The sequence below is a fragment of the Microbacterium sp. NPDC056052 genome, from assembly GCF_042266785.1.
In the GTDB taxonomy this organism is placed as follows: domain Bacteria; phylum Actinomycetota; class Actinomycetes; order Actinomycetales; family Microbacteriaceae; genus Microbacterium.
In genome coordinates, this window is record NZ_JBHJWV010000001.1 from 637171 (window position 1) to 658402 (window position 21232).

General features: G+C 70.3%; 19 protein-coding genes. 12 read left to right on the top strand and 7 right to left on the bottom strand.

Annotation, left to right across the window (positions count from 1 at the left end; genetic code table 11):
* The first annotated feature begins 28 nt into the window (after positions 1-28).
* Positions 29-1186 (top strand): DUF1611 domain-containing protein, encoded by a 1158-nt coding sequence (locus ACFC1J_RS03140; RefSeq protein WP_375902361.1) that lies wholly within the window; start codon positions 29-31, stop codon positions 1184-1186.
* Positions 1187-1520: 334 nt separating this feature from the next.
* On the opposite strand, the gene ACFC1J_RS03145 is transcribed toward ACFC1J_RS03140, so the two are convergent.
* The 3 genes from ACFC1J_RS03145 to zapE form a co-directional block, all read right to left on the bottom strand.
* Positions 1521-2114 carry a type II toxin-antitoxin system PemK/MazF family toxin gene (locus ACFC1J_RS03145; protein WP_375902362.1) on the bottom strand — a complete coding sequence of 198 codons (594 nt, stop codon included), beginning with the start codon at positions 2112-2114 and terminating at the stop codon, positions 1521-1523.
* Positions 2115-2155: 41 nt separating this feature from the next.
* Positions 2156-3391: an ammonium transporter gene (locus ACFC1J_RS03150; RefSeq protein ID WP_375902363.1), complete on the bottom strand. Its 1236-nt coding sequence runs from the start codon at positions 3389-3391 to the stop codon at positions 2156-2158.
* A gap of 131 nt (positions 3392-3522) precedes the next feature.
* Positions 3523-4575 (bottom strand): cell division protein ZapE, encoded by a 1053-nt coding sequence (zapE, locus tag ACFC1J_RS03155; protein ID WP_375902365.1) that lies wholly within the window; start codon positions 4573-4575, stop codon positions 3523-3525.
* A gap of 179 nt (positions 4576-4754) precedes the next feature.
* Between zapE and ACFC1J_RS03160 the strand changes: the two genes are divergently transcribed.
* Both ACFC1J_RS03160 and ACFC1J_RS03165 read left to right on the top strand, forming a co-directional pair.
* Positions 4755-5648 (top strand): sulfurtransferase, encoded by an 894-nt coding sequence (locus tag ACFC1J_RS03160; protein ID WP_375902367.1) that lies wholly within the window; start codon positions 4755-4757, stop codon positions 5646-5648.
* Between the two features lie 18 nt (positions 5649-5666).
* A complete protein-coding gene (locus tag ACFC1J_RS03165) occupies positions 5667-6116 on the top strand; it encodes a SufE family protein (RefSeq protein WP_375902369.1) in 450 nt (149 codons plus the stop codon).
* 85 nt (positions 6117-6201) lie between these two features.
* Here ACFC1J_RS03165 and ACFC1J_RS03170 read toward each other — a convergent pair whose 3' ends face one another.
* Positions 6202-7362 (bottom strand): alpha/beta hydrolase family protein, encoded by a 1161-nt coding sequence (locus ACFC1J_RS03170; RefSeq protein ID WP_375902371.1) that lies wholly within the window; start codon positions 7360-7362, stop codon positions 6202-6204.
* Between the two features lie 25 nt (positions 7363-7387).
* Between ACFC1J_RS03170 and ACFC1J_RS03175 the strand changes: the two genes are divergently transcribed.
* From ACFC1J_RS03175 to ACFC1J_RS03190, 4 genes are all read left to right on the top strand, one after another.
* Positions 7388-7969, top strand: coding sequence for a DUF3000 domain-containing protein (locus ACFC1J_RS03175; protein WP_375902373.1), 582 nt, complete (start codon positions 7388-7390; stop codon positions 7967-7969).
* Complete coding sequence (locus tag ACFC1J_RS03180; RefSeq protein ID WP_375902375.1) at positions 7962-9158, top strand: ribonuclease D; 1197 nt, start codon at positions 7962-7964, stop codon at positions 9156-9158. The genes ACFC1J_RS03175 and ACFC1J_RS03180 overlap by 8 nt, the downstream gene beginning before the upstream one ends.
* A gap of 235 nt (positions 9159-9393) precedes the next feature.
* On the top strand, positions 9394-10599 hold the full coding sequence (locus ACFC1J_RS03185) for a thiolase family protein (protein ID WP_375902376.1): 1206 nt from the start codon (positions 9394-9396) through the stop codon (positions 10597-10599).
* 8 nt (positions 10600-10607) lie between these two features.
* Complete coding sequence (locus tag ACFC1J_RS03190; protein WP_375902740.1) at positions 10608-12752, top strand: 3-hydroxyacyl-CoA dehydrogenase NAD-binding domain-containing protein; 2145 nt, start codon at positions 10608-10610, stop codon at positions 12750-12752.
* 152 nt (positions 12753-12904) lie between these two features.
* On the opposite strand, the gene ACFC1J_RS03195 is transcribed toward ACFC1J_RS03190, so the two are convergent.
* From ACFC1J_RS03195 to ACFC1J_RS03205, 3 genes are read right to left on the bottom strand one after another with little or no spacing between them, the layout of a single operon-like run.
* The gene (locus tag ACFC1J_RS03195) at positions 12905-14542 is read right to left on the bottom strand and encodes a GMC oxidoreductase (RefSeq protein ID WP_375902378.1); all 1638 of its coding nucleotides are present in this window, start codon (positions 14540-14542) and stop codon (positions 12905-12907) included.
* Positions 14539-15426, bottom strand: a complete 888-nt coding sequence (locus ACFC1J_RS03200) for a diacylglycerol/lipid kinase family protein (RefSeq protein WP_375902380.1) — start codon at positions 15424-15426, stop codon at positions 14539-14541. Before ACFC1J_RS03200 ends, ACFC1J_RS03195 begins: the two co-directional genes overlap by 4 nt.
* 18 nt (positions 15427-15444) lie before the next feature.
* Positions 15445-17103: an FAD-binding oxidoreductase gene (locus tag ACFC1J_RS03205; RefSeq protein WP_375902382.1), complete on the bottom strand. Its 1659-nt coding sequence runs from the start codon at positions 17101-17103 to the stop codon at positions 15445-15447.
* 71 nt (positions 17104-17174) lie between these two features.
* On the opposite strand from ACFC1J_RS03205, the gene ACFC1J_RS03210 reads away from it, so the two are divergent.
* From ACFC1J_RS03210 to ACFC1J_RS03230, 5 genes are all read left to right on the top strand, one after another.
* The gene (locus ACFC1J_RS03210) at positions 17175-17723 is read left to right on the top strand and encodes a TetR/AcrR family transcriptional regulator (protein WP_375902384.1); all 549 of its coding nucleotides are present in this window, start codon (positions 17175-17177) and stop codon (positions 17721-17723) included.
* Positions 17720-19246: a glycerol-3-phosphate dehydrogenase/oxidase gene (locus ACFC1J_RS03215; protein ID WP_375902385.1), complete on the top strand. Its 1527-nt coding sequence runs from the start codon at positions 17720-17722 to the stop codon at positions 19244-19246. Before ACFC1J_RS03210 ends, ACFC1J_RS03215 begins: the two co-directional genes overlap by 4 nt.
* A gap of 66 nt (positions 19247-19312) precedes the next feature.
* Positions 19313-20005 (top strand): TetR family transcriptional regulator, encoded by a 693-nt coding sequence (locus ACFC1J_RS03220; protein ID WP_375902387.1) that lies wholly within the window; start codon positions 19313-19315, stop codon positions 20003-20005.
* Positions 20002-20556: a hypothetical protein gene (locus ACFC1J_RS03225; protein ID WP_375902389.1), complete on the top strand. Its 555-nt coding sequence runs from the start codon at positions 20002-20004 to the stop codon at positions 20554-20556. The genes ACFC1J_RS03220 and ACFC1J_RS03225 overlap by 4 nt, the downstream gene beginning before the upstream one ends.
* Before the next feature lie 95 nt (positions 20557-20651).
* Positions 20652-21218 carry a hypothetical protein gene (locus ACFC1J_RS03230; RefSeq protein WP_375902390.1) on the top strand — a complete coding sequence of 189 codons (567 nt, stop codon included), beginning with the start codon at positions 20652-20654 and terminating at the stop codon, positions 21216-21218.
* The last annotated feature ends 14 nt before the right edge of the window (positions 21219-21232 follow it).

The following is a 21232-nucleotide window of genomic DNA, read 5'->3' on the forward strand; positions in this document are numbered from 1 at the left end:
CTCCTCTGTCCGATATGAGGAGAATCCCTTGAACGCGCGTCCGACCCTGCCTTTCGCCGACCCCGCATCCACGGGCTGGGGAGCGCCTGCGTCGCTTCCTGTCGGCACCACCGCGATCGTCTACTGCGAGGAGCAGTTCGGCGAACAGGACGGCAAGACCGCGAACGGTCTCGTGCGCCATTCCGAGAAGTACGAGATCCTCAGCATCCTGGACAGCGCGCACGCCGGCGCAGACGCCGGCGTGGTGCTGGACGGCCGCGCCAATGGGATCCCGATACTGGCGACCCTCGCCGAAGCCATCGCGCACGCCGATCGCACCCCCGACTACCTCATCTGCGGCGTCGCCCCCGCGGACGGCCTGCTCTCCCCCGCGCAGCGACTCGTCCTGCTGGACGGGATCGCGCGCGGCATGCACATCATCAACGGGCTGCACGAGTTCCTGAGCGATGACGCGGAGTTCGCGGCCGCCGCTCTGCTCGCGGATGTGACCATCACCGACATCCGACGCCCCCGGGACACGAAGGACCTCCATCTGTTCTCCGGTCGCATCTTCGACGTCACCTGTCCCCGGATAGCGATCCTCGGCACTGACGGCGCGATCGGCAAGCGGACCACCGCGACTCTTCTGGTCCAGGCGCTCCTGGCGCGGGGCGTCCACGCCGTGCTGGTCGGGACCGGGCAGACCACGATCATCCAGGGCGGGCGCTACGGCGTCGCCCTCGATGCGCTCGTCCCGCAGTTCTGCTCCGGCGAGGTCGAGGACCAGATCGTCGCCGCCTTCGAAGGCGAGGATCCGGACGTCATCATCGTCGAAGGCCAGGGCGCGCTCAGCCACCCCGCCTATCTGACATCCGCGCACATCCTCCGAGGCAGCCGACCGGAGGCCGTCATCGTTCAGCACGCCCCGGGTCGGCGCGTGCTCGGCGACTTCCCCATGGTCGCCATGCCCACCGTCGCGAGCGAGGTCGCGCTGATCGAGGCCTTCGCGGACACGCGCGTGATCGGGATCACCGTCAACCACGAGCACCTCACCGACGTGCAGCTCAGCAGTGCCATCGCCGAGATCGAGCAGGAGCTCGGCATCCCCGCGACGGACCCGCTCACGCATCCCCTGGATGCGCTCGCCGACATGGTGCTGCTGGCGCTCCCGCAGCTGCTCCGGGCCCCGGCGCAGCGCCGCGGCTGAAACTCCGAGGACAGGCGAACCCGGAAGGCGTCCATGCGCCAGACCGGGGAGCCGTCGCCCCGGCGACGATCACGACGAGGTTCGGATCGTCGCCCGGGCCCGGGTGCACGGGATCCTGCCGGGTGCACGGGTTCTGCGCGTCAACAGGCCGTGCACGCGACAGCAAGTCGTGCGCTCGCGGGTCAGGGCGGGGACGACGGCATGTGTCGCAGCGAGTGCACGAGATGTCGCCGGGTGCACGGGATCCTGCCGGGTGCACGGGATCCTGCCGAACGCACAGGACCTTTGCGTCACTAAGCCGTGCGCTCGGCACCGAGCCACGCTCGGCCCGCCCTCAGGCGGTCGCGGTCCATCCGAACCGGCGCTCCAGCACGCTCGCCACGCGCTCGAAGCGGCCGCGGTCCAGAGCGGCCGCCTCACGCCGGACGCCCGAGACGTGCACGCTGTAGAGCTGGTCGACGTCGACCCAGCTCTCCCGGCCCTGGCCGTCCCAGGGACCGGATCCGAGCGAGAGGAAGTCGCGATCCCCGTCGTGCGACTTGCTGGTCAGCTTGACCGCGTACACCCGGTCGGCCGACTGCGCGGCGATCACGAGCACGGGCCGGTCCTTGCCCCGGCCGTCCCGCTCGGCGTAGGGCACCCAGGTCCATACGATCTCGCCCGCGTCCGGTGCTCCGTCGCGCTGCGGTGCATACGCGACCCGCAGCGCGCGCACCGAGTGGGGATCCAGCTCGATGGTCGAGGTATCGCCGCCATGGCCCGGTGCCGGCTCGAGCGTCGCGGTCCCGGCCGAGGGTCGCGCTCCCCCGCGATCGGCGTTGTTCTCCCGCGGTGCCGCCGCACGGGAGGACGAGCTCGTGAGAGCCTTCGCGATCGCCGCGACGGCGGCGAAGAGCGCGGACAGGATGCCGTTGCCATTGGTGGTCACAACGACACCCTATCCGCGCCTGTCCCGCATCCCCGCGGGTCTCAGGAGGTGAGCGCGTAGCCCTCCTCGCCGTGCACCACGAGGTCGACGCCGGCGATCTCGTCCTCGCTGGTGACACGGAATCCGATGGTCTTCTCGATGACGAGGCCGATCACCAGCGCCACGACGAAGGAGTAGATCAGCACGCCGCCCGATGCGAGCACCTGCACCACGAGCAGCCGGAGATCGCCGCCCGTGAACAGTCCCTGACCCGTTGCGAAGAAGCCGAGGTAGATCGTGCCGATGAAGCCGCCGACGAGGTGCAGGCCGACCACGTCGAGCGAGTCGTCGAAGCCGAGACGGAACTTCAGCTCCACCGCCAGGGCGCACACCGCGCCGGTCAGGGCGCCCAGCAGCAGCGCCCAACCCGGCGTCAGGTTGGCGCACGCCGGGGTGATCGCGACGAGACCCGCGACGGCGCCGCTGGCCGCGCCGATCGACGTGGCCTTGCCGCCGCGGATCCGCTCCACGAGGATCCAGCCGAGGATGCCCGCGGCCGCCGCGCCGAAGGTGTTGATCGTGATGAGGCCGACGCCGTCCATGCCCTTCGTCGTCCACTGCGCGCCGGCGTTGAACCCGAACCAGCCGAACCACAGCAGCGCGGCGCCGAGAAGGGTGAGCGGCACGTTGTGCGGCTTCTGGATGCCCTTCTGGAATCCGATCCGCTTGCCGAGGACGAGCGCGAGAGCGAAGGCCGCGGCGCCCGCGTTGATGTGCACGGCCGTGCCGCCGGCGTAGTCGATGAACTCGATGCCGCTGTCGGCGCCGAACAGCATCGCGCCCAGGTGCATGATCCAGCCGCCGCCCCAGACCCAGGCGGCGATCGGGAAGTAGCCGACCGTCGCGAAGACCCCGACGAAGATCAGCCAGGGGCCGAACTTCGCGCGGTCCGCGATGGCGCCCGAGATGAGGGCGACCGTGATGATCGCGAACGTGGCGCCGTAGCCGACCGTGAGCAGCGCGACGTTGGATCCCTTGCCGCTCGCGAGAGAGGCGAGACCGAAGTCGGCGAACGGGTCGCCGGCGAACTGGGTGGGCGAGGAGACCGTCGCCATCGACGAGCCGAACAGGATCCACAGCACGGCGACGAGACCGATCGCACCGAAGCTCATCATCATCATGCTGACGACGCTCTTGGCCTTCACGAGACCGCCGTAGAAGAACGCCACCCCCGGTGTCATGAGCAGCACCAGCGCCGTCGCCGTCACTCCCCAGGAGATGTTCCCTGTTGCTTCCATGCTGTGCGCCTCCACCTGATCGCGTCGTGCGTTTCAGTGTGGCGGCGCCGTGTTTCGCGGGAAGGAGGCGCATGTTGCGGCGGTGTTACAGGATCCGCCGCTGTGTGAACAGCGTGTTTCGCGCGCCGGGGTCAGCCGGCGGCGGGGAGCTCGGCGTGCGAGAGCGCGTTCAGACGCGAGATCGCGCGCAGGTACTTCTTGCGGTAGCCGCCGCCGAGCATCTCCTCGCTGAACACCTCGTCGAGGGGGCGACCCGTCGCGAGCACCGGCACCTGCGCGTCGTACGCGCGGTCGACGAAGGCCACGAACCGCAGCGCCTCCGACTGATCGGTGAGCTGGCGCACATCGCGGATCCCGAGCGCCTCGACGCCCGCGATGAGGCGGATGTAGCGCGACGGATGCACCTGCGCGAGATGCTTGACGATGTCGTCGAAGGCGTCGTCCGAGACGCGGTGGCCGGCGCTCAGCGCGGCGAGTCGCGCCGCGTACTCGTCTCCGGTCAACGTGCGGGCGTGCCCGTCCAGCGCGCGCTGGCGGAAGTCGACGCCGTCGATGCGGATCGTCTCGAAGCTGTCCGACATCGCATGGATCTCCCGGAGGAAGTCCTGCGCGGCGAACCGCCCCTCGCCCAGGGCATTCGGCGGGGTGTTGGAGGTGGCCGCGAGCTTCGTGCCGCTGCCGACGAGCTCGCCGAGCAGGCGCGTCATGACCATGGTGTCGCCCGGATCGTCGAGCTCGAACTCGTCGATGCAGAGCAGATCGGATCCGCGGAGCAGGTCGACGGTGTTCCGGTAGCCGAGCGCGCCGACGAGCGCGGTGTACTCGATGAAGGATCCGAAGTACTTCCGCCGGGCGGGCATCGCGTGATAGATCGAGGCGAGCAGATGGGTCTTGCCGACACCGAATCCGCCGTCGAGGTAGACGCCCGGCTTCGCCTGCGGAATCTTCGGCGCCCGCCGGAACAGCCCACCGCGCTTGACCTGCTGCGCCCCCGTGGCGAACGCCATTAGGTGCTGCTTGGCCTCCTCCTGGGAGGGATACGCCGCATCGGAGCGGTAGCTGTCGAACGTCGCGCCGTCGAACTGCGGCGGGGGCACGAGCCCCGTCAGCAGTTCGGTGCCGGTCATCTGCGGCTGGCGGTCGATGAGGTGGACGACGCCGGAGGTGGCGGCCTGATCGGTCATGCGGATCCTGTGTCGAAGTCTTACCCGGCGGGTGCGCAGGGGCGCACGGGGTTCTAGTCTCGAAGAGACGGATCAACCCTACGCCGTCGCCGTCACCGGTTTCACCGCGCGTCATCTCGTGCGACGGACCGCTCACGGACATCGTCGCCCTGCATCACCACCTCCGAGGGAGCCCTCCTGTGACCGTCGACTTCGACACCACGTCCGCATCGTTCGCCGAGTACGCCGAGCCCGGCCGGCTCGTCAGCACCGACTGGCTCGCCGCGCACCTCGGCGAACCGGGCCTGGTCGTGGTGGAGTCCGACGAGGACGTGCTGCTCTACGAGACGGGCCACATCCCCGGTGCGGTGAAGGTCGACTGGCACACCGAGCTCAACGACCCGGTCGTGCGCGACTACGTGGACGGCGCGGGCTTCTCCGCCCTCCTCGGACGCAAGGGGATCTCCCGCGACGACACCGTCGTGATCTACGGCGACAAGAACAACTGGTGGGCCGCCTACGCGCTCTGGGTGTTCTCCCTCTTCGGCCACACGGACGTGCGCCTGCTCGACGGCGGGCGCGACCGCTGGATCTCCGAGGGCCGCGAGATCACCACGGCGCTCCCGGAGCGGGCCGCGACCGACTACCCGGTCGTGGAGCGCGACGACTCGGTGCTGCGCGCCTACAAGGACGACGTCCTCGCGCATCTCGGCAACCCGCTCATCGACGTGCGCTCGCCCGAGGAGTACAACGGCTCGCGCACCTCGGCGCCCGCCTACCCGGAGGAGGGCGCGCTGCGCGCCGGCCACATCCCCACCGCGCAGAACGTGCCGTGGGCGAAGGCCGTCGCCGAGGGGGGCGGGTTCAAGCCCCGCACCGAGCTGGAGGCGATCTACCTCGACGGCGCGGGCCTCAAGGCCGGCGACGACGTCGTGGCGTACTGCCGCATCGGCGAGCGCTCCGCCCACACATGGTTCGTGCTGAAGCACCTGCTCGGCTTCGAGAACGTGCGCAACTACGACGGGTCCTGGACGGAGTGGGGCAGCGCCGTGCGCGTCCCGATCGTCACGGGCGAGGAGCCCGGCACGCTCTGACGTGGGAGAATGGCGGGGATGTCCGACACCCTCGCCTTCGTCCTTCCCGACTCCCTCGCCGAGATCAGGGACGAGTTCCTGGAGCTTCCAGAGTCCGACCGGCTGCAGCTCCTCCTCGAGTTCTCGAACGAACTGCCCGCGGTCTCCGATGAGGTCGCCGCGCACCCCGAGATGACCGAGCGCGTGGCCGAGTGCCAGTCGCCGGTGTACATCTACCTCGAGCTGACCGACGGCGCGGTGAGGATGCACGCCACCGCCCCCGCCGAGGCGCCCACCACCCGCGGGTTCGCGAGCATCCTCGCGCAGGGCATCGCGGGTCTCAGCCCGGAGGCCGTACTCGCGATCCCCGATGACTTCCCCCAGTCGATCGGGCTGACCAGGGTGGTCTCGCCGCTGCGCATCTCCGGCATGACCGGTATGCTCATGCGCGCCAAGCGCCAGGTGCGCGCCCGCCTCGCGGCAGTCTGAGCCGCCGCTTGACCGCGAGACTCCATCTCCGCGGCGAGACAGCACCGCCGGAGCGAAGTCTCGTCGCCCAGGTGGAGTGTCGCTGTCAGTCCGCGAAGCCGTGCTCTCCGAGCCAATCGGTGATCGCGTCGGTCCAGCGGTTCTGGTCGTAGTTCCAGAGCTTGGTGTGGCGCGCTCCGGTGAACGGCGGCATCGTCACCAGATCCGGACGCGCCTCGGCCAGCGCATGCGAGGCGTCGGAGGGCACAAAGCCGTCGTCGTCGCTGTGCATCAGCAGGATCGGCACATCCAGTTCGGCGGAGCGGGCGACCATGTCCAGCGCATCGAAGGCGATCGCCTGGTCCGCGCCGCTGAGCCGCGCCGACCACGGCTGCTCCAGTGCCTCCATCGCGAGCTGCGGAACCGGATCCGGCAGCTTCATCGCCTTCGCCTGGAAGCGCAGCACCGTGCGCCAGTCCACGACCGGCGAATCCAGGATCATGCCGACGACCGCACCGCCGTGGTCCGAGCTCACCAGGGTCTGCAGCGCGATCGCGCCGCCCATCGACCACCCCATGAGCAGGATCCGCTCCGCGCCATGACGCAGCGCATAGGCGATCGCGGTGTCGACGTCGCGCCACTCCGTCGCACCGAGTCCATAAGAGCCAGGGCGCGTGCGCGGTCCCTCCCCGTCGTTGCGGTAGGAGGTGACGAGCACCGGCAGCCCCGCAGCGTGCAGCACCGGGACGGCGCGCAGGCACTCGGAACGGGTGGCGCCGCGGCCGTGCACCTGGATCACCCAGGTCGTCGACTCCGCAGGGAACAGCCACGCCGGGCACGGACCGGCCGGCGTCCCGATCAGCACTGGCTCGTAGGGCAGGTGCAGCTCACCGGGCGCGAGGTAGTAGTAGCCGCTGAAACCGGCTCTGCGGCCTACTTCCGCTCCCGGTTCGATCTGCGTCAGGAGCTTGCGGCGCACGCTGTGCGCGTCCGCGTGCAGCACCGCGCCGAGCTTCACGTAGCCGGGGGTGCCCTCGACATACAGGCCATAGCGCCCCGGCAGCTCGGTGTCCGGCGTGCGCGCGAGTTCGATCGTCTGTGCCCCCGTGTCGACGGCCAGCACGTCGGTGTCGTTCTTGCGCGGAGCAGGGGTGACCACTTCGCGGGCGACGCGCAGCACGAGGGCTCCGCCGATCGCCGCGCCGAGAGCCGCGGCGCCTGCCAGTGCGATCGCGCCGATCGTCGCGGCGTGCCTGAGACTCTTCATCGCCTCCTGACTCTAGTCTGTCCGCGTGAGCGCTCATCCCGGACCCGACGGCGTCTTCGCGCATGCCGCCGAGCAGCTGCGGGCGCTGCGATTCCGCGACGACATCGTGGTGCGCGAGATTCCCGCGCCGTCCGGCCTCGCCCCCGATGCCCTGGCCCTCGCGGCCGACGTGCGCCCTGACGAACACGGCGACTCCCTGTACGGCACAGGACGGTTCGTGCTGCTGCACGATCCCGCGGAGCCGGACGCCTGGGGCGGACCGTGGCGCATCGTCGCGTTCGCGCAGGCGCCGCTCGAGCCCGAGATCGGCACCGATCCGCTGCTGGCGGATGTAGCGTGGTCTTGGCTGATCGACGCGCTCGGCTCGCGCGGCGCGACGCATCATTCCGCATCCGGAACCTCGACGAAAACCCTCTCGAAGGGTTTCGGCGGATTGGCTGCGGAAGGAGACGGCGCGCAGATCGAACTCCGTGCGTCGTGGTCGCCGACCGGCCCCCTCGCCCCGCATGCCGAGGCATGGGCGGAGCTGGTCGGAATGCTGGCGGGACTGCCGCCCGGCTCAGAGGACATCGCCGTGTTCGGCGCCAGGAGAACCATCCGTGACTGACTACGTCGTCATCGACAACGACAAGGACTTCGTCGCAGCGGCTGAGACGCTCGCCGTAGGGCAGGGACCCGTCGCCGTCGACGTGGAGCGTGCCTCCGGCTTCCGCTACTCGCAGCGCGCCTATCTCGTGCAGGCCTTCCGCCGCGACGCCGGCGCGTTCCTGTTCGATCCGATCTCGATCAGCTCCTTCCTCCCTTTGCAGGAGGCGATCGGCGCCGAGGAATGGGTCTTCCACGCCGCCAGCCAGGATCTGCCGTCCCTGCACGAGCTGGGCCTCGACCCCGCGACCGTGTTCGACACCGAACTCGCCGCGCGTCTGCTCGGCTATGAGCGCGTCGGCCTGGCGGCCGTGGTCGAGCGGGCTCTGGGCATCGTGCTGGCCAAGGAGCACTCCGCCGCGGACTGGTCGACCCGACCGCTGCCGAACTCCTGGCTCGAATACGCCGAGCTCGACGTCCTGCATCTGGTCGACGTGCGCGACTTCATCGCCGCAGAACTCGAGGCGACTCACAAGACGGCCTTCGCCGCCGAGGAGTTCGAGGCGACTCGCATCCGCCAGCCCAAGCCCCCGCGCGAGGAGCCGTGGCGGCGCCTGAGCGGTCTGCACCAGGTGCGAGGAGCGAAGAACCTCGCGGTGGCCCGTGAGCTGTGGGAGGCCCGCGAGGAGTTCGCCCGCGAATCCGACGTCTCCCCCGGCCGTCTCGTGCCGGACCGCGCCCTCATCGCCGCGGTGCAGGCGAATCCGCAGAACAAGGGCGCGCTCGCCGCCGTCACAGCCTTCACCGGGCGTGCGAGCCGCAGCCAGCTGGACCGCTGGTGGGCCGCGATCGAGAGAGGCCGTGAGCGCACCGATCTTCCGCGCGAGCGCGTGCCCAGCGATGCACCCCCGCCGCCCCGCGCCTGGGCCGATCGCAACCCCGAGGCCGACGCCCGGCTGAAGGCCGCACGCGCGGTCGTGGAAGCGCACGCCGAAGAGCTCGGGATGCCTACGGAGAACCTGCTGACCCCCGACACTCTGCGCCGGATCGCCTGGGAGCCACCGGTCGAGATCAACGCCGTGACGATCGGATCCGCGCTCGCCGCGCGCGAAGCCAGGGCCTGGCAGATTGAGGAAACCGCACAGCGGATCGCCGATGCTTTTGTGGAAGCAGCCCAAACGGAGGACGAGGCGCCCGGAACCCCTTCGTAGGTTCAGCCCAACCGATTCCTCCCCTGATCCCCTGCCGCTCCTAGGCTGAGGGAACACCCCCTGAAGCGCGCGGACCGAGGTGACACTCGGTCTCACGAATTCGGGAACCGCGTTCCTCGGAACGTGCGAAACTGTAAGTCCGGCGCGCAGCTGCACGCCGGCGACCATCCGTTCCGCGCAGCGGTCCGGATATTGGAGGCCCTGTCCGCGCAGCGGACCGGACATTGGAGGCAGAGTGGCCGAGATCTCGGACGTCTTCTTCGTCGATGGAGTGCGCACCCCCTTCGGGCGCGCCGGCGAGAAGGGCATGTACTGGAACACCCGCGCGGACGACCTGGCCGTCAAGGCCACGATCGGTCTGATGGAGCGGAACGCGAACGTCCCGCTGGACCGGATCGACGACGTCGCCATCGCGGCGACGTCGCAGACGGGTGACCAGGGCCTCACCCTCGGCCGCTCGGTGGCGATCCTCGCCGGACTCCCGCAGACCGTGCCCGGCCTGGCGGTCGAGCGCATGTGCGCGGGCGCCATGACCAGCGTCACCACGATGGGCGCATCGATCGGCGTCGGCATGTACGACCTCGCCCTCGCGGGCGGCGTCGAGCACATGGGCCACCACCCGATCGGCGGCAACGCCGACCCCAACCCGCGCTTCGTCGCGGAGAAGATGGTCGACCCCGGTGCCCTGAACATGGGCGTCACGGCGGAGCGCATCTTCGACCGCTTCCCGCACCTCACCAAGGAGCGCTCCGACCGCTTCGGCATGCTGAGCCAGCACAAGGTCCAGGCCGCCTACGACGCCGGCAAGATCCAGCCCGACCTGGTGCCGATCGCGATCAAGGGCGCCGACGGCGCCTGGGGCCTCGCCACCGAGGACGAGGGCCGTCGCCCGCAGACCACGATGGCGGATCTGGCGGCGCTGAAGACCCCGTTCCGCCCGCACGGCCGCGTCACGGCCGGCACCTCCTCGCCGCTCACCGACGGCGCGACCATGTCGCTGCTCGCCGGCGGCGGAGCGGTCAAGGAGCTCGGGCTCGCCCCGAAGATGCGCATGGTGTCGTTCGCGTTCGCCGGCGTGCAGCCGGAGATCATGGGCATCGGCCCGATCCCGTCCACCGAGAAGGCGCTCAAGAAGGCCGGCCTCTCGATCTCCGACATCGGCCTCTTCGAGCTCAACGAGGCCTTCGCGATCCAGGTCATCTCGCTGCTCGACCACTTCGGCATCGCCGATGACGACCCGCGGGTCAACGCATGGGGCGGCGCGATCGCGATCGGCCACCCGCTCGCCGCGAGCGGCGTGCGCCTGATGATCCAGCTCGCCGCGCAGTTCGCCGAGCGTCCCGACGTCCGCTACGGCCTCACCGCGATGTGCGTGGGCCTCGGCCAGGGCGGCTCGGTCATCTGGGAGAACCCCTACTTCGACGGCAAGAAGCGGAAGTGAGTGCTGGAATGACGAACTACGACGCCATCGATTTCTCGCCCATCACGGCTCTCACCGAGGGCGAGGTCGTCACGCACTCCCCCGTGCGCGACGTGCGCCTGCCCTCGGGCAAGGTGCTCGCCCTCATCACGCTCGACAACGGCCGCGACCACACCCGCCCGAACACGCTCGGCCCCGCGACGCTCACCGAGCTCGGTGAAACGCTCGCCGGTCTCAGGGCTCGCGCCGCGGCCGGTGAGATCCACGCCGTCGGCATCACCGGCAAGCAGTACATCCTCGCGGCGGGCGCCGACCTCTCCGACATCAGCCGGGTCGGATCCCGCGACAACGCGCGCCTCATCGCACAGCTCGGGCACAAGGTGCTGGGATCCCTCAGCACTCTCGGTGTGCCGTCCTTCGCGTTCGTGAACGGCCTCGCCCTCGGCGGCGGCGTCGAGATCGCGCTGAATTCGACGTACCGTACGGTCGACGCCTCGGCGGCGGCCCTCGCGCTGCCCGAGGTGTTCCTCGGGATCATCCCCGGCTGGGGCGGCGCCTATCTGCTGCCGAACCTCATCGGCATCGAGAACGCGCTCGAGGTCGTCATCTCGAACCCGCTCAAGCAGAACCGCATGCTCAAGCCGCAGCAGGCGTTCGAGCTCGGCATGATGGATGCGATCTTCCCGGCCGCGAACTTCCTCGAGGACTCGCTGCGCTGGGCCGATGCGGTGCTCGGCGGCAAGAAGGTCGACCGCAAGAACGAGCCAGGCAAGATCGAGCGTCTCACCAAGTGGCCGATCGCCATCAAGATGGCCCGTGGCATGCTCGAGTCGAAGATCGGCACCGTTCCCCGGTCGCCGTACGTCGCGCTCGACCTGCTCGACAAGGCGAAGAGCGGCACTCGCGAGGAGGGCTTCGCCCGCGAGGACGAGGCGCTCGCCGATCTCGTCACCGGCGACCAGTTCGCCGCGTCGATGTACGCCTTCGACCTCGTGCAGAAGCGTGCCAAGCGCCCGGTCGGTGCCCCGGACAAGGCCCTCGCCAAGAAGGTCACCAAGGTCGGCATCATCGGGGCGGGCCTCATGGCCAGCCAGTTCGCGCTGCTGTTCGTGCGCAAGCTGCAGGTGCCGGTGCTCATCACGGACCTGGACCAGGCGCGCGTCGACAAGGGCGTCGCCTACATCCATGACGAGATCGGCAAGCTCGAGGCGAAGGGCCGGCTCGACGCGGACAGCGCCAACAAGCTGCGCGGTCTGGTCACCGGCACGACCGACAAGTCCCTGTACGCGGACTGCGACTTCGTGATCGAGGCCGTGTTCGAGGAGGTCGGCGTCAAGCAGGCGGTGTTCGGCGAGATCGAGCAGATCGTCGCCGAGGACGCGATCCTCGCGACCAACACCTCGTCCCTCTCGGTCGAGGAGATCGGCTCGAAGCTCGCGCACCCCGAGCGTCTGGTCGGCTTCCACTTCTTCAACCCGGTCGCGGTCATGCCGCTCATCGAGATCGTGAAGACGGCCACCACGACCGAGGCTGCTCTGTCGACCGCGTTCGTGGTCGCGAAGGGCCTGGGCAAGAACGCGGTGCTGACCGCCGACGCCCCCGGCTTCGTCGTGAACCGTCTGCTCGCCAAGGTCATGGGCGAGGCCGCCCGCGCGGTCTACGAGGGCACGCCCGTCGCCGACGTCGAGAAGGCGTTCGCGCCGCTCGGGCTGCCGATGGGTCCGTTCCAGCTCATCGATCTGGTCGGCTGGAAGGTCGCCGCGCACGTGCAGGACACGATGGTGCACGCGTTCCCGGAGCGCTTCTACGCGAACGAGAACTTCCACGCGCTGGCGGATCTGCCCGAGGTCGTCGAGAAGGACAAGGGCGGTCGGGTCACCGGCTTCACCAAGGCCGCGGACAAGCTCGTGAAGCAGGCCGCGGGTTCCACCCCGACGCCGGCCGCGGAGATCCTCCGCCGCGTGCAGGACGGGCTCGCGCACGAGATCAGGCTCATGCTCGACGAGGGCGTGGTCCCCGAGGTCGAGGACATCGACCTGTGCCTCATCCTCGGCGCAGGCTGGCCCTTCATCGACGGCGGCGCCTCGCCGTACCTCGACCGTGAGGGCGCCTCGGAGCGCATGTTCGGTGCGACGTTCCACACGCCGGTGATCCGCGGGATCGCGAACGCCTGATCCTTCGGGCCGTTGAGCGAGGACGCGCGCAACGCGACCGAGACGAAACGCCGCTTCCTCCGGGAAGCGGCGTTTCGTCGCGCACGACCCTCCGGCCGTGCGCGCTCAACCCCCGTGCGCCCAGGTTCAGGTTCAGGTCCTGCCGCGGTCGGTCAACGACCGTGGGGCACCTGAGCCGGCCTCGGATCCGCCTCACCCCGTCGCGGCCAGTACGACATCGCGCGTTCGGCCAGGGCCGTGATCGTGAGAGACGGGTTGACGCCGGGGTTCGCCGGGACGGCGGATCCGTCCACGACCGACAGCCCGGGATGGCCCCACACGCGGTGGTACGGATCGACGACGCCGCGCTCGGGCGCATCCGAAAGCACCGCCCCGCCGAGGAAGTGGGCGGTGAGCGGGATCCCGAAGACCTCGGGCCAGGATCCTCGCGCGGACGCCGGGACGCCGGTCTCCTGCGTCATGCGGGCGGCGATCGCCTCGGCCGCGCGATGCGCCTCGGGCAGATGGCTCGGGTTCGGGGCGCCGTGGCCCTGGGCGCTCGTCAGCACGTCGCGCCCGAATCGACGCCGCAGGGACAGCGTGAGCGAGTTGTCTGCGGTCTGCATCACGAGCGCGATGATGCCCCGCTCGCTCCAGCGCCGCAGCGTGCCGAGCCGGAACTGACGGATCGGATGACGTACGACGGATCCGAGCAGCGCACCCAGCCGTCGGTGCAGTGGTGCGTCCCCCGGCACGAGCACCGTCGCGAGGGCGCCCATGAGGTTGGATCCCGGCCCGTAGCGCACGTTCTCCACGTGGGTGCGCTCGTCGACGTGGAATGAGGTCGTGATGGCGACGCCGTGGGCGAAGCCGGCGGCCTCCGGTACCGCGGTGGAGACCGCGCCGTCCAGAGCCTCGGAGTTGGTGCGGGTGAGTCGGCCGAGCGCGTCCGGGATCCGCGGCAGGGCTCCGGAGGCCTTCATCCGGTGCAGGAGCTGCTGGCTCCCCCAGGTACCCGCGGCGAGCACGACGCGCTCCGCGGTGACGGTGCGCCGACGCCCTCGTCCCCACGCGCCGCTGCGCCGCGTCGTGACGGAGAAACCGCCTCCCACCAGCTCGCGCACCTCGACGACCGTGCGCAGCGCCTCGATCACCGCGCCGCGGCGCTCCGCGAGGGCCAGGTAGTTCTTCATGAGCGTGTTCTTCGCGCCGACCCGACAGCCCACCATGCAGTTCCCGCACAGCGTGCAGCCCGTGCGCGAGGGCCCTTCGCCGCCGAAGAACGGATCCGGCACGGTCTCGCCCGGCGCGCCGAAGTACACGCCGACCGGCGCTCGGCGGAACGTCTTCGCGACGCCCAGGTCCTCCGCGGCACCGGCCATGATCCGTTCCACCGGCCCGGCGTGCGGGTAGTGCTCCACGACGCCGAGCATGCGCTTGGCCGTCGCGTAGTGCGGTGCGAGCTCCTGCTGCCACGGCGCGATGCCGGCCCACTGCGGGTCGTCGAAGAAGGGGGTCCCCGGCTGGTAGAGAGTGTTCGCGTAGTTCAGGGATCCGCCGCCGACGCCTGCGCCCGCGAGGATCATGACGTGCGGAAGCCGGTGGATCCGCTGCACGCCGAAGCAGCCGAGCACGGGCGCCCACAGGTAGCGCCGGACGTTCCAGTTCGTCTTCGCGAAGTCCTCGTCCTCGAAGCGGCGGCCCGCCTCGTACACACGGACCCGGTACCCCTTCTCCACGAGCCGGAGTGCCGCGACAGAACCGCCGAACCCGGATCCGATCACGATGACATCCTCATCGAAGCCGTTCATGCCGTTCCTTCCCTCGGGACCATGACGGTCAGCGCCCCAGGCCGCACCCGGATCGTGCACTCCTTCTCAGCGATCCGCTCGCCGTCGGCGTAGACCACGAGATCCGGCGCCGAGACCGCGATCTCGCCGACCCGCCTGTGCGACACCTCCGGCCGCGCCAGGTGACGCCCGCGCAGCAGCAGCGGGAAGAGCGCCAGCAGTCGCGCACGCCCGAGCGGTGCGACATGCACCACATCCAGCAGGCCGTCGTCGGGGCGCGCCTCGGGGCAGATCGGCATGCCGCCCCCGTAGCTCACGGTGTTGCCCACGGCGACGAGCGTCCCGGGAGCCTCCCGTCCGCTCTCGCCATCGCAGGCCAGCCGGAACCGGGTCGGGCGCAGGCGCACGACCTCGACAAGGATGGCGAGGTAGTAGCGCGCGGCGCCGCGGGGCCACCGCAGCAGATTGGTGCGGTCGCTGACCTTCGCGTCGAACCCGAGCGCCGCCACCGTGAGAAACGGCGTGATCCGCCCGCCGGCCTCGATCTCGCCCACGTCGATGCGGCGACGCACCCCGTGCAGCGCGAGGAGGGCGGCAGCCGCCGGATCGTGCCGCGGCAGGCCCAGGGCGCGCGCGAAGTCGTTCCCGGTGCCGGCCGGCACGAGAGCCAGCGGCACCTCCGTGCCCGCGAGTTCGGACAGGATCTCCGACAGAGTGCCATCTCCGCCGACCACGATGATCGCGTCAGGACGCGCGGCGAGGGCGAGGACGGTGAGACGCCGCGTATCGGCTGCCGATGCCCCGATGTGCACATCGACCTCCGCGCCCGCATCGCCGAGCGCGACGACGGCTGCCTCCGTCGCGGAAGCGCCGCGCCCCTTTCCCGAGCGCGGATTCGCGATCAATGCGATCCTCGGCACGTCTCAGACTCCCGCGGATCGTGCGGGAGCGGGCGTCGCCGCGCCGAGCACTGCTCCGGGGTTCATGATGCCCTGGGGATCGAGCTCACTCTTGACGGCCGAGAGGATCCTGATGCCGACCTCGCCGACCTCCTCGCCGAGCCAGGGCGCATGATCGCGGCCCACCGCATGATGATGGCTGATCGTGCCGCCCGACGCCATGATCGCGTCGCCAGCACGGTGCTTGATGCCGGACCACACCTCCAGCGCATCGGCGCCGAGCGGGGCCAGCACGGTGAAGTAGAGCGACGCACCCGTCGGATACACGTGCGAGACGTGACACATCACGAACGCTTTGCGGCCCTCGTCGGCGAACCCGTTCTTGAGCGCGTGCGTCACCGCTTCGCGCAGTCCCTCGAGCCGCGACCACGTCGTCGCCGTCTCCAGCGTTTCGCAGAGCACTCCGGCGTCGAGCAGCGCATCGCGAAGGTAGGGCCCGTCGAAGCGGGTGCGCAGCCAGTCGTCAGCCGCGCCCTCGCCCAGGGAGGTGCCTCCGGCCGCCTGCAGCAATGCCGCCGTGCGGGCCCGGCGAGCCGCCACATCGTCCCCTTCGAACACGGTGACCGCGCTCGCGCCCCTGGCGAGCGCCTTGCCGATCTTCCCGACCTGGGCGAGGCTCACGCTCGTCTCAGCCTCGTCCGACAGGCGGATCACCGTGGGGCCGCCGCCGTGCTGCGCCACGGCCCGCAGCGCAGCCTCACCGGATGCGAAGTCGGGGAACGCCCACGACTCCATCACGCGCTCCACCGGCACGGGATGCACACGCACCCTGACTTCGGTGATGACGCCGTAGATGCCTTCGGAGCCGAGGAAGAGTCGCACGAGGTCGGGACCCGCCGCGCTAGCCGGCGACCGTCCCAGCTCGACGTCACCGGACGGCGTCGCGACCCGGATCCCCGTGACCATCGTGTCGAACCGTCCGTACCCGGCCGAGTTCTGTCCTGACGACCGGGCCGCGGCGAATCCGCCGATGGTCGCGTAGCGGAAGCTCTGCGGGTAGTGCCCGAGCTCCATGCCGTGCTGCGCGAGAAGCCGTTCGGCCTCCGGACCCGTGGTCCCGGCGGCCAGCACCGCCTCGGCGCTCACGGCGTCGTAGCCCAGCAGCCCGCTCATGCGACCGAGGTCCAGGCTGATGACCGCGCGGTGGCCTCCGCGCTCGGGATCGAGAGCACCCACGACGCTGGTGCCGCCGCCGAACGGGATCACGGCGATGTCGCGCTCGCCGGCGAGCCGCAGGCACGCGACGACCTCCTCGTGATCGCGGGGGCGGAGCACCGCGTCCGGCGCCGCCTGCGCCGCTTCGCGACGGCGCAGCAGATCGGGCGTGGACCGACCACCGGCGTGCCGGATGCGCGACTCCGCATCCGTGCGGACGTCGTCGGCCCCGAGGACCGCGGCGAAGGCTTCCGCATCCTCAGAAGTGAAGGCGGAGGGGCTCAGGCGCACGTCGGCGAGGGCGACCGCAGGCTGGGGACGGCGGATCCGCCCGAGCAGGAGAGGCAGCAGCGACCGCACGGCGAAGGGCAGATCCTCCGCCTTCGCCGGGTCTCCCCAGCCGTTCCAGCGCATCGGCGCCTCGTCAGCGATCGGGTTGTCGGCGCCTCTGCCGCTTTGGTGCATCATGCGTTACAGTGTGACAGATCATGACAAAACGTCAAGTAGTTGCCGAAGTAGCTCTCCCTCTCTGGGATGCCATGCAGACCAAGATCCTGGATGCCGCGGATGCGCTCATCGCGACCCGCGGCGTGCGCGGCATGACGATCGCCGAGCTCGCCCGGCGCGCGGGCGTGAGCCGCCCGACCGTCTACCGGAGCTGGTCCGGCGCGGACGACGTGGTCCGTGCCGCACTGCTGCGCCGCGTGGCCGTCATCCTCGACGAGTTTCCCGCGCCGGCGACGACGCGCGCGGCGATCGTCGACGATGTGCTGCGGTTCGCCGTACTCTTCCGCGCGGACGACGTCTACCGCCACCTGCTGATCGAGGAGCCGGAGGCGTTCACCCGATACACCCTGGAGAGGGTCGGATCCAGTCAGCGTGCGATCCTCGCCTGGCTCGCCGCCGCGATCCGGGCCGCCCAGCACGACGGTTCCGTGCGCGGCGACGACCCGCAGGCGATGGCCGTGATGCTCCTGCTCGTCGCGCAGTCCGCGCTGCTCTCGCACGGGACGGTGAGCGAGCTGATCGACGAGCCCTCCTTCGAACGCGAACTGCGCGCCGCCGTCGAAGGCCTGCTGCGGCCATGAGCGGGTCCTCGCGGTTGACTGCGGCACGGCGGGCGCACGAGCTGCCTTGTTCGGCGGAGGATCGCGTCGATCTGCTCGTGGTAGGTGGCGGGATCACCGGCACAGGTGTGGCCCTGGACGCCGCGAGCCGTGGGCTGTCGGTCGTGCTCGTCGAGGCGGAGGACCTCGCGTACGGCACGAGTCGCTTCAGCTCGAAGCTCGTGCACGGCGGACTGCGCTACCTCGCGACCGGCGATGTCGCCACCGCACGGGAGAGCGCGATCGAGCGCCACCTGCTGATGACCCGCATCGCACCGCACCTCATCCGTCCGATGGCGCAACTGCTCCCCTTCTCCCCCGCTGTCACGATGACCCAGCGCGCCACCGGCGCCGTGGGCTTCGCCCTCGGAGATCTGCTGCGGCTGCGGGCTCGCACGCCGCACGCGGTGCTGCCCGCACCTCGGCTCGTCAGCGCGCGCGCCGCCGTCCGGCTGGCCCCCTCCGTGCAGGCCGATCGCCTGCGCGGCGCGGTGCTCGCCGCCGACGGGCAGCTCGTCGACGATGCCAGGCTCGTCGTCGCCGTGGCGCGGACGGCCGCAGCGCTCGGCGCGCGGATCCTCACCCGGGTGCGCGCGCTCGGACTGCGTCACGACGGCGCATCGGTCGAGGACGCGCTCACCGGAGAGCGATTCGACATCCGCGCTCGCGCCGTCGTGAACGCCACGGGCGTCTGGGCCGGAGCGCTCGACGACTCCATCCGCATGCGGCCGAGTCGCGGCACGCACCTCGTACTCGACGCCGCCGCTCTCGGCAATCCCTCCGCGGCGCTCACCGTCCCGCATCCCGGATCCATCAGCCGGTTCGTCTTCGCGCTGCCGCAGCAGCTCGGCCGCGTCGTCGTGGGCCTCACCGACGAGGACGCACCGGGTCCTGCCCCCTCGGTCGCGACGCCCACGGAGCCGGAGATCGCGTTCCTGTTCCAGGTCCTCAACCGCGCCCTTCGCACGCCGATCCGCCGCGACCAGGTGCGCGGCGCCTATGCCGGGCTTCGACCGCTCGTCGACACGGGCGATGCCTCCACCGCGGACATCTCCCGGCGGCACCTCGTCGCCGTCTCCGAGGGCGGCTTCGTGAACGTCCTGGGCGGCAAACTCACCACCTATCGCCGCATGGCGGAGGATGCGGTGGACCGCGCCGTCGCGCTCGCGAGCCTGCCCGCGGCCCCGTGCCGCACCGCCATCCTGCCCCTGGTAGGTGCGCTGGCCGCTCCCTGCCGCCCCGCGAGCGACCTGGACTGGCGGTACGGCGCCGAGGCGGGACTCGTCCTCGCCGGCGCCCGCTGCGCAGATCCACGGGAGCCCATCGCGGAGGGCATCGCCGTGACGCGGGCGGAGGTCGAGTTCGCGGTGCGGGCGGAAGGCGCGCTGACCGTGGACGACGTCCTGGACCGGCGCACGCGCATCGGGCTCGTGGACGACGACCGCGCGCAGGCCGTGGCCGCGGTCGCGCGGCTCGTCGCAGAGACGCTCGCTGATCCCGCCTGAGCCGTGCGGGACGCGTGCTACGGCGTCGCAGTGGACGGAGGACCCTCTCCGCGCTATTCTTTGAACATGTTCAGTTCAGAGTCGGACAGTACCGCGAAGCCGCTCACCCCGAAGGCCGAGGCGACGAGAGCGCGGATCCGGGCGGCCGCCATGGCCTCGTTCGTGGAGCGCGGGTATCCGGACACCACGATCCGCCTGATCGCCAAGGAGGCAGGGGTCTCGGTCGGGAACGCGTACTACTACTTCCCCTCCAAGGAGCATCTGGTCCAAGAGCTCTACGACCAGCAGCAGCGGGATCACGGCGCCGCCGCACGTCCGCGACTGACGGGGGTGACCGGCCTCGTGGACCGACTGCGGGTGTTCTTCGAGACCGGCCTGGAGACGGTCAGCGCGTATCGCGCGGTCGCACCGGGATTCCTCAGCGCGATGGTCTCCCCCGACTCCCCGATCAATCCGCTCTCCGTGGAGTCGTCTCCCGCCCGTGAGATGACGATCGGTCTGCTCCGCGAAGTCGTCGAAGGCGCGTCGCATCGTGTGCCGGACGACATCGCCGAGCGCCTGCCCGAGGCGATCTTCCCGATGTATCTGGCACTCATCCTCCGGTGGACCTATGACGAGTCGCCCGACCAGGCGAAGACCACCCGCCTCCTCGACACCGGTCTCAGGCTGTTCGCCGTCGCGCTCCCGTTCCTGCGCGTCCCCGGCGTCCGCGGTGTGACCCGCGATCTCCTCGACCAGATCGCGGACGTACGGCCATGAGCGACGAGCGTGCGGCATCGCCGCGGACGGCAGAGAAGCCGATGGCGTTCGACGCGGAGGAGTTCTTCAACGGCGCGCTGCTCGCGTGGGGCCTGACCCTCTTCCTCCTGCCGGCACTGATGTTCGCGGCGCTGAGCATCTTCGGCTGCCCCACCTATGCACCCTCCGTATCGTGCTCGATCTCGGATGTCCCGTCCCGTCTCATCGTGGCGGTGATGCTCGCGGTCGTGGGTGCCGTCCTCAGCATCCCCACATTCCTCCTCTTTGCGCTGCCTGCATATGCGCTCAACCGCATATGCGAACGCTTCGCCTACCCCGCCGGGCACATCGCCGTCAACGCGCTACTCGGTCTCGCCGTCGGCGCGGCGGGTTCCTTCCTCGCGTTGCTGTTCTTGGGAATGGTCGGCTTGTTCACGATCGCCCTCCCGAGCGCCTTGGCCGGAGCGATCGCGTTCCCTCTCGCCTGGAGATTCACCGCGGCGCGGGCGCTGAACGCGGATCGCGGTATCACGGCACGATGCGCGTGGACGTTCCCGGGGGTCGTGGCATGACAGCCCCAGAGCCTCGGCACTCCGCTCGACCGGATCTCGGGCGTGCCGCCATGAGCGGCCCGCGTGCGGCATCGCCGCGGACGCCCGGGGAACCCATGGCGTTCGACGCGGGAGAATTCGCCAGCGGAGCGGCACGTGCCGTTGCACTGCACATCGCGCTGTTCGCGATCGTCTCAGGATTGATCGGCGTCACCATCGGCGTGACGAGCATGATCGATGAACCGGGCCGCGCGAGCTCCGCCCTCTCGGGCGCGTTCAGCGTTTCGATGCTGGTCATGATCTACGCGGTGCCGATCAGTCTTCTCGCCGTGCTGATCGGTGTGACCCCGGCCTACATGCTCGGTCTCGGAATGGTGCGCATACCCGCGTTCCGCACCCACCTTCTGGCCTGGTGCGCGTTCGGCATCGTCTTCTGCGGTGCGGTGTCCGTCGCTGTGGCCTTCATCCTGCACGTGGACAAATTGATGCCGTTGTCGGCCTTCGTCATCGCCGGTTTCGTGTCCGGCGCGATGGCGATCCCCCTGGCCTGGGCGAGAACGGCATCGCTCGCGCTGAGCAAGGATCGCGGGCTCAAGCCGCTGCGGTGGTTCCGGCGCCGGCCACGCGGCTCGGTCAGCGTCGACACCGGCTCGCCAGGAGCTGCTCCGTACCGCGACCGCTGAAGGCGCGACCTCAG